This is a genomic window from Streptomyces sp. 17_S59 (assembly GCF_056930295.1).
On the sequence record NZ_JBXOWD010000001.1, the window covers coordinates 3,298,311 to 3,310,840 of the forward strand.

Genomic DNA, 12,530 nt, shown 5'->3' on the forward strand with positions numbered 1-12,530 from the left:
GCTTGCCTCGTCCGCCTCGGCCGTCACGCGAGACCTGGGATTCCTCATTCCGCCGGCGCCGGGGCCGGCAGGGGTTCCGGGGGGCCGGGCCCCACGGACAGCGGTGCCGCGATGTCCTCCAGCGAGCGGCCCTCCGCCCGCACCGCCAGGAAGGCCGCCACCACGCCGCCCACGCACATCAGGGCCGCGCCGATGTCGAAGGCCAGGACCGTGTCCATGACGACCCCGCTCTTCGTGAGCGAGGCGAAGAGCAGCGGGCCGCTGATGCCGCCCGCCGCCGTGCCCACCGCATAGAAGAAGGCGATGGCCATCGCCCGGGTCTCCATCGGGAAGATCTCGGAGACGGTGAGGTACGCGCTGCTCGCGCCCGCGGAGGCGAAGAACAGCACAACCGCCCAGCACGCGGTGAGCGTGACGGCGTTCAGGTGCCCGGCGCCGAAGAGCCAGGCCGTGCCGAACAGCAGCAACCCGGCCAGCAGATAGGTCGAGGAGATCATGATGCGGCGGCCGAGCGTGTCGAAGAGCTTCCCCAGGAAGAGCGGGCCGAGGAAGTTGCCCACCGCTATTACCGCGAAGAAGTAGCCGGTACGGGAAGTGGAGACCCCGAAGAAGCGGGTGAGGATCGCGCCGAAGCCGAAGGTGATCGCGTTGTAGAGGAACGCCTGGCCGATGAAGAGCGCCAGCCCGAGCACGGCCCGCCGCCGGTAGTCGGAGAAGACCGTGCGCGCGATGTCGCGGAAGCCGAAGCTCTTGCGCTGGCGGATGGCGAAGCGCCCTTTGGCCGGCGGGAGCGCGGTCTTCCGCTCCGCCGTGACGCGCTGCTCGATCGCGGTGACGAGCGATTCGGCTTCCTCTCCCCGGCCGTGGATGAAGAGCCAGCGCGGACTCTCCGGCACATGGCGGCGTACGAACAGGATGACCAGCCCCAGGACGACGCCGAGCCCGAACGTCAGCCGCCAGCCGACGTCCTTCGCAAAGATGCTCGTGTCGAGCATCAGTATCGACAGCAGCGAGCCCGCGATGGCGCCCAGCCAGAAGCTGCCGTTGATGATCAGGTCGACGCGGCCCCGGTAGGCGGCCGGGATCAGCTCGTCGATCGCGGAGTTGATGGCCGCGTACTCCCCGCCGATGCCGAAGCCCGTAAAGAAGCGGAAGGCGAAGAACCACCAGGAGGAGTAGGACAGCGCGGTCAGCGCGGTGGCCGTCAGGTAGACGGCGAGCGTGACCATGAAGAGCTTCTTGCGGCCGAACAGGTCCGTCAGCCGCCCGAAGAACAGCGCTCCGGAGCAGGCCCCGGCCACGTACAGCGCCGCGGCGAGGCCCGTCACGCCGCCCGAGGTGATGGGCAGGCCGCTGCCCCGCTCGGAGAGGCGGCCGGCGATGTTGCCGACGACGGTGACTTCGAGGCCGTCGAGGACCCACACCGTGCCGAGTCCGATCACCACGGTCCAGTGCCACCGGGACCAGGGGAGCCGGTCCAGGCGGGCGGGCACGGACGTGGTGATCGTCCTCGCAGTCGTCGTCACGTTCTCTGATTTCCCGATCGAACTCAGAACATTCACGGGAATCAGGGCTAATAGGACGACTTATGCGATTGTCGCCCGACTGCCTCGCTGCGGTTGCAGGAGCCGTCCCGGGACGGGAGCGCTCATACGAGTGGACGGCTCCTACGACCGGGCGGCTCCTCTTACAGCTGCCCTTACGGCCGGACGGCCCTTACGGCTGGAGTCCTCGCGCCCGCAGCCAGGGCAGCGGGTCCACCGGCGAGCCGCCGCCCGGCCGCACCTCCAGGTGCAGGTGGGGGCCCGTGACGTTGCCGGTCGCGCCGACCCGGCCGATGACGGTGCCGGTGCCGACCTGGCCCGAGGTGATGACCATCGACGACAGGTGGCAGTACCAGACCTCGGTGCCGTCGTCGAGCGTCAGTACGATCCGGTAGCCGTACGCGCCCGCCCAGCCCGCCTGGGTGACCGTGCCGCCGGACACCGCCTTCACGGGGGTGCCGGTCGGGGCCGCGAAGTCCTCGCCGGTGTGGTTCGCGGACCACATGTTCCCGGCCTGGCCGAAGCCCGCGGTGAGGGTGTACGAGGCCACGGGGAGGACGTACGAGCCGGACGCGGAGGTCCTGGACGCGCCCTCGGAGGCGTCCTCCGCCCCGGACTCCCCGGCGGCCGAGGGCTTTTCGGCTGCCGCTCCCGCCGCGGGGTGGGTCTGTCCGTGCCCGGCCTGCTCCTGCCGGGCCTCCGCTGCCGCTGCTTCCGCCTGCTGCGCCTGCTGCGCTTGCGCCTGCTCCGCCTTGTGGGCCTCGACTCTTTCCGCCGCGGCCTGCCGCTGCCGCTCCGCCGCCGCGTGCAGCTCGCCCTCCTCCGCGGCCCGGTCGGCCGCGGCCTGCTGGTGCTCCGCCTGCTGGAGGATCCGGTTGCGCAGGGCCTCGCCCGCATCCGCCGTGTCCCGGACGACGGCCGTCCCGTCCGCTGCTGCGCCCTGCGCGGCGGAATCCGAATGCCCGTTCTCCTCGCCGCCTATCAGCGAGCCGACTCCCGGAATCTTCTGCGCCAGATCGGGCACGGATATCGGCGCCGCCTGCCGCTCCTGGGCGCTCGCCATTCCGCCCGCGCCGACGGCCGCGATCATGCCCACGCCCAGCACCGCACCGCTGCGGGCCATCGTGCCGCCGCGCTGCTTCACCACGCGGTGCCGGCCCCGGCCGGCCGGGGCCGCGGTCTCCTCGGAGGGGGCGTACGAGGGGTCATACAGGGGGTCGTACGAACTGCCGTCGTCAGCAGGCATGTTGGACGCCACGGAGGCGCACTCCTTTCCTTCCTACTCGCCTACCGGGTTAGCTGACGGGTTCGGAGCAGGAAGGTCCCCTACGGGCCGGCGTGCGGCCCGACTCACCCCAGAGTGTGGTTCCCCGGTTCCACCGACGGGATTCGGCGAAGGCGCACGGCGCCGCCCCTTGCGGCGGTGACAACAACCGCGCTGCGTTATCGAACGTTAATAGACACGGCGGCCGAAATCCAAGCCGAAAGCGTGAATCCACAACGCTCTTGGGGAGTCTTTGCAGTTCGTGCGAACTGAGCGTTCGTCAGTTGTTATGGCTCTGCATGCGGATGAATACGGACGGTACGGGGGTGGGTGGCGGGGCGGTGGGGCGGTGGGGGCGGGTCGGCCTCCGGCGGTCTTTCCCCACCCCGCCCCTTCCCGTAACCGGGGGCTCCGCCCCCGGACCCCCGGTCCTCAAGCGCCGGACGGGCTGGATTTTCCAGCCCGTCCGGCGTTGGCTCAGCCGTTGTTCGACGAGGGGCGGCGGGGGCGCCGACGGCGCGCCTGGGTGCCCTCGCTGCGCGGGGCGTCCGGCTGCTGGGCGCCCGGGCGCGGCCGGCGGCGGGAGCGGGACGGGGTGTCCGTGCGCTTCGAGATCGCGTTCGGCTTCGTCTTCTGCTTCGGCTGCGGCTGGGGCGGAGGTGCGATCGTCACCGGGATTCCGCTCGGCTCGCGGGCGCCCGTGATGCGGGCCAGTTCCGGGTCCTCCGGGTGGACCCGGGCCGTGTTCGGGGTGATCTGCGCCGTGGCCATCATCCGGCTCATCTCACGCCGCTCTTCCGGCAGTACGAGCGTGACGACCGTTCCCGACTCGCCCGCCCGTGCCGTGCGGCCGCCCCGGTGCAGGTAGTCCTTGTGGTCGACCGGCGGGTCTATGTTGACGACCAGGTCCAGGCCGTCGATGTGGATGCCGCGCGCCGCCACGTTCGTCGCGATCAGGGCCGTGACCTGGTCCGTACGGAACTGGTCGAGCACCCGGTTGCGCTGCGGCTGGCTCTTGCCGCCGTGCAGCGCCGCCGCCCGTACGCCCTGCGACAGCAGCCGCTTGACCAGGCGGTCGGCGCCCCGCTTGGTGTCCACGAACATGATCACGCGCCCGGCGCGGGCCGCGATGCGCGTGACCGTGTCCTTCTTCGCGTCCATGTCCGCGACGTGCAGCAGGTGGTGGTCCATCGTGACGACCGCGCCCACCGAGGCGTCGACGGAGTGCGTCACCGGGTCGCTGAGGAAGCGGCGCACGAGCCGGTCGACGTTGCGGTCGAGGGTCGCGGAGAACAGCATCCGCTGGCCGTCCGGGGCGACCTGGTCGAGCAGCCGGGTGACCTGCGGCAGGAAGCCCATGTCGGCCATCTGGTCGGCCTCGTCCAGGACCGTGATCGTCACGTCGCCGAGCTTGCAGTCGCCGCGCTGGATGAGGTCCGCGAGCCGGCCCGGCGTGGCGACCAGGACCTCCGCGCCGCGCGCGAGGGTCTGGGCCTGCCGGCCGATGGACATGCCGCCGACGACGGTGGCGGTCCGCAGGTTGACGGCGGACGCGTACGGGGCGAGGGAGTCGGTGACCTGCTGGGCCAGTTCCCGTGTGGGGACGAGCACGAGCGCGAGCGGGCGCCCGGGCTCGGCCCGTCGGCCCGCGGTGCGGGCCAGGAGCGCCAGGCCGAAGGCGAGGGTCTTGCCGGAGCCCGTACGGCCGCGGCCGAGGACGTCGCGGCCGGCGAGGGAGTTGGGGAGGGTGGCCGCCTGGATCGGGAAGGGCTCGGTGACGCCCTCCCGGGTCAGGGTGGAGAGCAGGGCCGCGGGCATGTCCATCGCGGCGAAGGAGTCGACGGGCGGCAGCGCCGGCGTCGTGGTGACCGGGACCTCGAACTCACCGCCCTGGGGCGCGGCGGGCCTGCGGCGCGCGGGGCCCGAAGGGGCCTGGTTGCGGGGCGAGCCCTGGTTGCGGGGCGCGCGGGAGGGGCGGGAGGCGCGGCTGGGGCGCCCTGATCCGTCGGGGCGGCGACCGGAGCCATCGGGACGTGCGGCAGAGCGAGTCATTGGGGACCTTCCCTCGACGGGTGCCAAGCCCCCTGGGTGCGGACAGGCTCGGTTGGATGCGGACGGGCTCGGTGTGGACGGGCGTGACAATGGGGCCCGCACCAGTGGTGCGGGCCCCATCGGGAGCATCGGTTCGTCAGATGGTGGTGATGTTCTCCGCCTGCAGACCCTTCGGGCCCTGCGCGACGTCGAAGGACACCTTCTGGCCCTCGAACAGCTCACGGAAGCCGTTGGAGGTGATGTTCGAGTAGTGGGCGAAGACGTCGGGGCCGCCGCCGTCCTGCTCGATGAAGCCGAAGCCCTTTTCCGAGTTGAACCACTTCACGGTGCCAGTCGCCATGTCAGTCTCCTTAGTGAATGGCGTGGACCCACACCGCCAGACCGGAAGAGACCGGCGCAAACAAAAATGCGCCACCGGCTACATAACCGAGGCGCACACGAGTTCATGGGTACCACAACTGCAACTCGAACAACCGTAGCATACAGCGCGGCCCGCCCCAACCCCTTCGCGCCCCCGGTGCCCCTGTTTCCCTCTGTTTCCCTCTGTTTCCCCTCCCCCGCCTCTCCCGCTCGGCCCTATAACTCCACGCCCTGCGCGCGGGCATGCCGGTCCGCGGCCACCTCCGCCTCCGTCTCGTCCAGGTAGACCTCGCAGACGAGCCGGCCGTCGGCCGTCATGTTGTGCTCCAGCTCCCACAGGCTGACCTCGCCGCCGCCCTCCAGCAGGAACGCGTGCTCGTAGAAGCGGCACCACGTGGCGTCCCGGCCCGCGCCCCGGCGCCTGGGCTTGGTGATCAGCGCGATGTGGTGGCCGAGCGCCCCCTGGAGCAGCTCGCGCACCACCTCCCCGGGCCCGTCCGCGTTCTCGGCCCGGCGCAGGAGCCGCCGGGCGTGGTCGGGCGAGGCCTCGGAGACGTACTCCCTGCGCGGCCGGGTCGGGCCCATGGCCAGCAGCAGCTCCTCGGCCAGCCAGGCCGGCAGCTCCTCGGCCTCGCTGCCCGGGCCGATGCCACCGCCGCCGATCCGCTCGTGCACCCGGCGCTCGGCGGCGTCCAGCGCGTCCTCGTGGGTGTACAGCTCGTACAGGAAGCGCTCCTGCGGGCCGGTGTCGTGCTCCAGCTCGTAGAGCACCAGGCTGCTGCCGTCGGCGAGCAGGAAGATGTGCCGGTAGGTGTTGCAGCGCAGGGGCCGCCGCTCGTCGTTGCGCTGGCGGTACGAGCGCAGCTCGGCCTGGTGCATCAGCGCGGTGCACAGCCGGTCCAGCACGCGTTCGCCGATCTCGAAGCCGTTCTGGGCCCGTTTCAGCAGCTCCTCGACGTGCTCGGCGGGCGTGGGCTCGCGGCCGTCGAGGCCGTCCGGCTCGCCACGGCCCGTGCTCCCGCCCTCGCCCCCGCCCGTTCGCCTCATCGCCATGCCTGTCGACCTCCCGGCCTCGTCACACCCGACACCCACCCCGCGCACTTACCGTAGCGGCGTGAACACGGGGCGGGGGCGGGGTTTTCACCAACTGGCAGGGGGACGACGGCATCCGGCGGACCCGCGCCGGGACCGACCGCGCACGGGCGGTGCGCGGGGCGAGCCGACCCGGACCCGGGCCCTCCCGGACGCCCGGCGCAGCGGGCGGGCCCGCGACCGTGCGCCCGGGGTTGACGGCCCGCTCCGCCATCCGGGGACGTGGCGCGCGCCTCTTGAGGCTTCATCGACATAGAGTGACGGAAGCATTGCTCCGCGTATCCACGGGTCTGCTCGTGTCAGGCGCGCGAGCGCGATGTCGACATCAAGCATCAAGGACGCGGAACAGGAGGCTCCAAGTGGCGAAGGCGAAGTTCGAGCGGACGAAACCGCACGTCAACATCGGCACCATCGGTCACATCGACCACGGCAAGACGACGCTCACCGCGGCGATCACCAAGGTGCTCCACGACGCGTACCCGGACCTCAACGAGGTCTCGGCGTTCGAGAACATCGACAAGGCGCCCGAGGAGCGCCAGCGCGGCATCACCATCTCGATCGCCCACGTCGAGTACCAGACCGAGAACCGGCACTATGCGCACGTCGACTGCCCGGGCCACGCGGACTACATCAAGAACATGATCACCGGTGCCGCCCAGATGGACGGCGCGATCCTCGTGGTCGCCGCGACCGACGGTCCGATGCCGCAGACCAAGGAGCACGTCCTCCTGGCCCGCCAGGTCGGCGTCCCCTACATCGTCGTCGCGCTCAACAAGGCCGACATGGTGGACGACGAGGAGATCCTGGAACTCGTCGAGCTGGAGGTCCGGGAGCTGCTCAACGAGTACGAGTTCGACGGCGACAACACCCCGGTCGTCAAGGTCTCGGCGCTCAAGGCGCTGGAAGGCGACGAGAAGTGGGGCAAGTCCGTCCTGGAGCTCATGAAGGCGGTGGACGAGGCCATCCCGGAGCCCAAGCGTGACGTCGACAAGCCGTTCCTGATGCCGATCGAGGACGTCTTCACCATCACCGGCCGCGGCACGGTCGTGACCGGCCGCATCGAGCGCGGTGTCCTCCGCGTCAACGAGACCGTCGACATCATCGGCATCCACCCGGAGAAGACGACCACGACGGTCACCGGCATCGAGATGTTCCGCAAGCTCCTCGACGAGGGCCAGGCGGGCGAGAACGTCGGCCTGCTGCTCCGCGGCATCAAGCGCGAGGACGTCGAGCGCGGCCAGTGCATCATCAAGCCCGGCACGGTCACCCCGCACACCGAGTTCGAGGGGCAGGCCTACATCCTCTCCAAGGACGAGGGCGGCCGGCACACGCCCTTCTTCAACAACTACCGCCCGCAGTTCTACTTCCGCACGACCGACGTGACCGGCGTCGTGACCCTCCCCGAGGACAAGGAGATGGTCATGCCGGGCGACAACACGACGATGTCGGTCAAGCTGATCCAGCCGATCGCGATGGAGGAGGGCCTGAAGTTCGCCATTCGCGAGGGCGGCCGCACGGTCGGCGCGGGTCAGGTCACGAAGATCACCGCGTAGGGCGCGCAGGACGCGCGCAAGAGGCGGGAACGGGGCGGCACCGGCCGCTGGCCAGAGGACCCTGGAGCCCAACCGGCGGCCCCGCTCCCGACCGACACGCTATCGCCCGCCCCCGGACACCGACCGGATCCCGGACGGCGTGGCGTGGCGGAGGGAAGACCGGGGGAACCGGGGCGCGATACCGCGACACCGGCGCCCGTACACGCTCCCGGCACGGCCGGAGAGACCCCGCAGAGACACCCGGGACACGAAGAGGCCCGGGCCGGAACGGATCCGGCCCGGGCCCCGGGCGGTAGGCCGTGTGGGACTCGAACCCACAACCAATGGATTAAAAGTCCACTGCTCTGCCAATTGAGCTAACGGCCCGCACACCGCAGCATAGCCCGGCCGACCGCCGGAGCCCGAGTCCTTATGGCTCAAGTGGTCGCACAGGGTGCGATGCGCGAGGGCCCGTACGGCGTCGAAACGCCGTACGGGCCCTCAGATCAGCTGTGTGTATCAGCCGTTGCTATCAGCCGTTGCGCTTCCAGCGCGGCTTGTCGGCGCGGCGGTCGAAGGAGGAGTTCCCACCGCGGTGGTCGTCACGACGGCCGTACGGGCGGTCGCTGCTGCCGGAGCGGAAGCCGCCGCCCGAGGGACGGTGGTCGTCGCGGCGGTCGCGGTTGAACGGACGGTCGCCGCCGGCCGAGCGGTAGCCGCCGGAGGGACGGTCGTCGCGGCGGAAGCCGCCGGTCGGACGGTCGTCACGACGGAAGCCACCACGGTCGCCGCCACGGTCGTCACGACGGAAACCACCGCGGTCGCCGCCGCGGTCCTCGCGGTCGTCACGACGGAAGCCACCGGACGGGCGGTCGTCACGACGGAAGCCACCACGGTCATCGCGACGGTCGTCGCGGCGGAAGCCGCCGGTCGGACGGTCGTCACGACGGAAGCCACCACGGTCGCCGCCGCGGTCCTCGCGACGGAAGCCACCGCGGTCGTCACGACGGTCGTCGCGACGGAAACCGCCCTCGCGGTCGTCACGACGGAAACCACCGGACGGACGGTCGTCACGACGGAAGCCACCACGGTCATCGCGACGGTCGTCGCGGCGGAAGCCGCCACGGTCGCCACCGCGGTCCTCGCGGTCGTCACGACGGAAGCCACCGCGGTCGCCGCCGCGGCGGTCGAAGTTGCCCCGCTCGTCGCGGCGCTCGTTCGCGGGCGCGGTGCGCTGGGCCGGGACGGCCTGGGCGGCGGCGCGCTCCTCCTCCGCCTTCGCGGCGGCAGCGGCCTCGGCCTGGGCCTCCTCGGCGGCGGCGGCCACCGCGGCCTCGGGGTCCTCGCCGCGCTCGCGGGCGGCGCGGGCGAGCAGGCGGTCGGCCTCCTCGCGCAGCTCCGTCGCACGGCGCTGGGCGCGCTCGAGCTGGCGGGTCAGGTCCTGCAGGTCACGCTCGGCCTGCTTGGCGGCGTTGGCCGCGGAGTCGGCCTGGACCTCGGTCAGGCAGCGGGCACCCGTGATGCGGGCGACGTCCTCGTCGAAGGCGCCGGCACCGCCGACGATGTGGCGCGAGGCGTCGACGCCCGCGTCCTCCATCAGGCGGAAGATCTGCTTGCGCTGGTGCGGCAGGGCCAGGGAGACGACCGTGCCGGACTGGCCGGCGCGGGCGGTGCGGCCCGAGCGGTGCAGGTAGTCCTTGTGGTCACCGGCCGGGTCGACGTTCAGGACCAGGTCGATGCCGTCGACGTGGATGCCGCGGGCGGCGACGTCGGTGGCGACCAGGACGTTCACACGGCCGCCCTTGAAGTCCTCCAGGACGCGGGTACGGGCGCCCTGGGTCATGCCGCCGTGCAGCGCGTCCGCGCGGACACCGGCGTCGAGCAGCTGCTCCGCGACGCGGTCGGCGCCCATCTGGGTGCGGACGAAGATGATGGTGCGGCCCTTGCGGGCGGCGATGGCGGCCGTGACCGGCGCCTTGTCCTTCGGCTTCACGACGAGGACGTGGTGGGTCATGGTCGTGACGGCACCGGCGGAGGGGTCGACCTCGTGCGTGATCGGGTCGACCAGGTAGCGCTTGACCAGGGTGTCGATCTCGTTCTCGAGCGTCGCGGAGAACAGCAGGCGCTGGCCGCCGGTCGGCACCTGGTCGAGGATCTCGGTGACCTCGGGCAGGAAGCCCATGTCGGCCATCTGGTCGGCCTCGTCGAGGACGGCGACCTGGACCTTGTCGAGCGAGGCGGCGCCGCGGTCGATGATGTCGCGCAGGCGGCCCGGGGTGGCGACGAGGATGTCGACGCCGCGCTCCAGGGCGTAGATCTGGTTGCCCATGGACGTACCGCCGCAGACAACCTTCATCTTCAGGCCGAGCACGTCACCGTACGGCTGGAGGGCGTCGGCGACCTGCATCGCCAGCTCGCGGGTCGGGGTGAGGATCAGGCCGCGGGGGCGCTTCTTCTCGGTGTGGCCGCCGGCCAGGGTGGACAGCAGCGGCAGGCCGAAGGAGAGGGTCTTGCCGGAGCCGGTGCGGCCACGGCCGAGGATGTCCTTGCCGGCCAGGGCGTCCGGGATGGTCGCGGCCTGGATCGGGAAGGGGGTGGTCACGCCGTTCTGGGCGAGCTTGCGGACGATCGCGTCGTCCAGGCCCAGGTCACCGAAGGTGATCTCCGGCGCGGCAGGCTCGGAGACGGTCTCGGCGGACTCGACGGTGTCGACGGACTCGGTGACGGCGGCAGCCTCGGCAGCGTCGACGATCATCTCGTCGGCGGCGGGCATGACGGTCTGCTCAGTGGAAATGGACATGCGAAATGCGAAACCTTCCGGAGTTTCGGCACGCGCCCAAGCTCCGTGTCGGCTTCACAAATGACCGCCTCGATGCGGTCAGCCACGGCAAGGTAAGGAACGCGCCACACGGCGCGCTTCTGTCAGGCGCCGGGCAAATGGGATCAAACGATCTACCACCATACGCACTCCGACCCCGGCAGCGCAAGCCGGTCCCGCATGGCCCGCGCCACATTCACCAGGATGCGCTCCAGGACGCGCTCTAGGAAGCCGAGCCCGCCTGGGGTCCGGGCTGCGGTGCCGGCGGGGAGGGCGAGCCCGGCGTCTGCGAGGGCGACGACGGCTGGGCCGGCGCGCTGGACGACTGGGCGGGCGGGCGCGGCGAGGCCGAGGGCCTGCCCGGCGCCGCCGAGGTGCCCGGCCCGCCGCCGTTCGGCGGCTTCGGCTGCGCGCTCGGCTTGCCCGCGCGTCCGGCCGAGGGCGAGGCCCCGGCGTCGGCGGACGGCGAGGCCGAGGCGCTCTCCCCGTGCCCGCCCTTGACCGCCGGGCTCCCGCTCGCGCCGCCCTTGGCCGCCTTCCCGTCCGCCGCCCGGCCCACGCGGCCGCCCGGCAGCTGCAGCCCACCGTCCGGCTGCGCCCCGGTCTCGCGCTGCCGGCCCGAGCCCGAGGGAGCGGGCCGTCCCGGGTCGCTCACGCTCATGCACCCGCCGAGGGCGAGGGTGACGACGGCCACGGCCGCGATACGGGTGACCGCCGGAATGCGGCTGGTGGATGCCGCGTGCGCTGACCTTGCGCGCATGGGAGGGACCGCCTTAGGAGTGCTCGTGCAGGGGAACAGGCGACCTGCCCAACTGACCCCGCCCCGCCCAGGACACGCCGGGCGGCCGCCGGTCAGCCATCGGTCATCCGTGGACCGACCCGGTCGCACACCACTCCGCAGCGGTCAGCCACCGCCCGTCACCGGTCACCGGCCCCGCCCTGGGGGTGTCCCGGCGGTGCCTCACCCGTAGCCGAGCGCGTGCAGTCGCGCGTCGTCGATGCCGAAGTGGTGGGCGACCTCGTGCACGACGGTCACCTCGACCTCGGCCACGACCTCGTCCCGCGTGGCGCACATTCGCAGCGTCGGTCCCCGGTAGATCGTGATCCGGTCCGGCAGCACCCCGGCGTACCACTCGCCGCGCTCGGTCAGCGGCGTGCCCTCGTAGAGCCCGAGCAGCTCCGGGTCGCTCGCCGGCGGCTCGTCCTCGACGAACACGGCGACGTTGTCCATCAGCCGTGTCAGCTCCTGCGGGATCCGGTCCAGGCCCTCGGCGACCAGTTCCTCGAAGTCCTCGCGCGTCATCTCCAGCACGCGGCCATTGTCCGGCACCGGGGCCTTCCGGGCGGGCCGGGCGAGGGCCTCCGGCAAACCGTTTTGGCGATCCCTCCCTGCATCCCATATGCTTCTCACGTCCCCGAGGCGCTGCGAAGCGACAAGGTGGGCCATACAGCCCTCATCGTCTAGTGGCCCAGGACGCCGCCCTTTCAAGGCGGTAGCACGGGTTCGAATCCCGTTGGGGGCACGCAATACCCTGTGCGAGACTAGTGCTCGCACACAGCTTGGTCCTGTGGAGCAGTTTGGAGTGCTCGCCACCCTGTCAAGGTGGAGGCCGCGGGTTCAAATCCCGTCAGGACCGCTGCGATCTCTCGAAGATCGCGTGGCTGGGTAGCTCAGTTGGTACGAGCGTCCGCCTGAAAAGCGGAAGGTCGCCGGTTCGACCCCGGCCCCAGCCACGGTGAGCCCCCCGTCCTCGGACGGGGGGCTCAGTGTTTTTCCCGGGCACGCCCGGTTCGGCACCGCCGGACCCGCCCCGCCCGCCGGAGGGCGAGGGCGCCACAGCCCTCAAATGCGTTCGCCGCTTCGTGGC

General features: G+C 71.6%; 9 protein-coding genes, 4 tRNA genes and 1 riboswitch. Of the genes, 4 read left to right on the plus strand and 9 right to left on the minus strand.

Annotated elements, in window-relative coordinates:
• Window positions 1–44 precede the first annotated feature (44 nt).
• The 5 genes from AC1Z4A_RS14600 to AC1Z4A_RS14620 all read right to left on the minus strand — a co-directional run bounded on the left by AC1Z4A_RS14600 (window position 45) and on the right by AC1Z4A_RS14620 (window position 6,273).
• On the minus strand, window positions 45–1,526 hold the full coding sequence (locus AC1Z4A_RS14600; RefSeq protein WP_483679062.1) for an MFS transporter: 1,482 nt from the start codon (window positions 1,524–1,526) through the stop codon (window positions 45–47).
• A gap of 190 nt (window positions 1,527–1,716) precedes the next feature.
• Entirely contained in the window at window positions 1,717–2,802 is a 1,086-nt protein-coding gene (locus AC1Z4A_RS14605; RefSeq protein ID WP_483679064.1) for a M23 family metallopeptidase, read from the minus strand.
• Between the two features lie 11 nt (window positions 2,803–2,813).
• Window positions 2,814–2,949, minus strand: a riboswitch (cyclic di-AMP (ydaO/yuaA leader).
• 336 nt (window positions 2,950–3,285) lie between these two features.
• Window positions 3,286–4,860, minus strand: a complete 1,575-nt coding sequence (locus tag AC1Z4A_RS14610; RefSeq protein ID WP_483679066.1) for a DEAD/DEAH box helicase — start codon at window positions 4,858–4,860, stop codon at window positions 3,286–3,288.
• Window positions 4,861–4,996: 136 nt separating this feature from the next.
• Window positions 4,997–5,200: a cold-shock protein gene (locus tag AC1Z4A_RS14615; protein ID WP_483679068.1), complete on the minus strand. Its 204-nt coding sequence runs from the start codon at window positions 5,198–5,200 to the stop codon at window positions 4,997–4,999.
• 236 nt (window positions 5,201–5,436) lie between these two features.
• On the minus strand, window positions 5,437–6,273 hold the full coding sequence (locus tag AC1Z4A_RS14620) for a DUF6227 family protein (RefSeq protein WP_483679069.1): 837 nt from the start codon (window positions 6,271–6,273) through the stop codon (window positions 5,437–5,439).
• Between the two features lie 398 nt (window positions 6,274–6,671).
• Between AC1Z4A_RS14620 and tuf the strand changes: the two genes are divergently transcribed.
• Window positions 6,672–7,865: an elongation factor Tu gene (gene tuf / locus AC1Z4A_RS14625; protein WP_483679070.1), complete on the plus strand. Its 1,194-nt coding sequence runs from the start codon at window positions 6,672–6,674 to the stop codon at window positions 7,863–7,865.
• Window positions 7,866–8,158: 293 nt separating this feature from the next.
• Here tuf and AC1Z4A_RS14630 read toward each other — a convergent pair.
• The 4 genes from AC1Z4A_RS14630 to AC1Z4A_RS14645 all read right to left on the minus strand — a co-directional run bounded on the left by AC1Z4A_RS14630 (window position 8,159) and on the right by AC1Z4A_RS14645 (window position 11,974).
• Window positions 8,159–8,231: transfer RNA gene (locus AC1Z4A_RS14630), tRNA-Lys, on the minus strand.
• 145 nt (window positions 8,232–8,376) lie between these two features.
• Window positions 8,377–10,644 carry a DEAD/DEAH box helicase gene (locus tag AC1Z4A_RS14635; protein ID WP_483679071.1) on the minus strand — a complete coding sequence of 756 codons (2,268 nt, stop codon included), beginning with the start codon at window positions 10,642–10,644 and terminating at the stop codon, window positions 8,377–8,379.
• 241 nt (window positions 10,645–10,885) lie between these two features.
• On the minus strand, window positions 10,886–11,422 hold the full coding sequence (locus AC1Z4A_RS14640) for a hypothetical protein (protein ID WP_483679072.1): 537 nt from the start codon (window positions 11,420–11,422) through the stop codon (window positions 10,886–10,888).
• A 201-nt stretch (window positions 11,423–11,623) separates the two neighbouring features.
• Complete coding sequence (locus AC1Z4A_RS14645) at window positions 11,624–11,974, minus strand: metallopeptidase family protein (protein WP_483679073.1); 351 nt, start codon at window positions 11,972–11,974, stop codon at window positions 11,624–11,626.
• Between the two features lie 138 nt (window positions 11,975–12,112).
• Between AC1Z4A_RS14645 and AC1Z4A_RS14650 the strand changes: the two genes are divergently transcribed.
• The 3 genes from AC1Z4A_RS14650 (at window position 12,113) to AC1Z4A_RS14660 (ending at window position 12,396) form a co-directional block, all read left to right on the plus strand.
• Window positions 12,113–12,185: transfer RNA gene (locus AC1Z4A_RS14650), tRNA-Glu, on the plus strand.
• Between the two features lie 39 nt (window positions 12,186–12,224).
• Window positions 12,225–12,299 (plus strand) — tRNA-Asp (locus AC1Z4A_RS14655).
• A 23-nt stretch (window positions 12,300–12,322) separates the two neighbouring features.
• Window positions 12,323–12,396: transfer RNA gene (locus AC1Z4A_RS14660), tRNA-Phe, on the plus strand.
• Window positions 12,397–12,530 lie beyond the last annotated feature (134 nt).

Excerpts from the sequence above, each read along its gene's own strand:
- AC1Z4A_RS14610 (WP_483679066.1), bottom strand. The coding sequence starts at position 4,860 with ATGACTCGCTCTGCCGCACGTCCCGATGGCTCCGGTCGCCGCCCCGAC.
- AC1Z4A_RS14615 (WP_483679068.1), bottom strand. The coding sequence starts at position 5,200 with ATGGCGACTGGCACCGTGAAGTGGTTCAACTCGGAAAAGGGCTTCGGC.
- AC1Z4A_RS14620 (WP_483679069.1), bottom strand. The coding sequence starts at position 6,273 with ATGGCGATGAGGCGAACGGGCGGGGGCGAGGGCGGGAGCACGGGCCGT.
- AC1Z4A_RS14635 (WP_483679071.1), bottom strand. The coding sequence starts at position 10,644 with ATGTCCATTTCCACTGAGCAGACCGTCATGCCCGCCGCCGACGAGATG.
- AC1Z4A_RS14640 (WP_483679072.1), bottom strand. The coding sequence starts at position 11,422 with ATGCGCGCAAGGTCAGCGCACGCGGCATCCACCAGCCGCATTCCGGCG.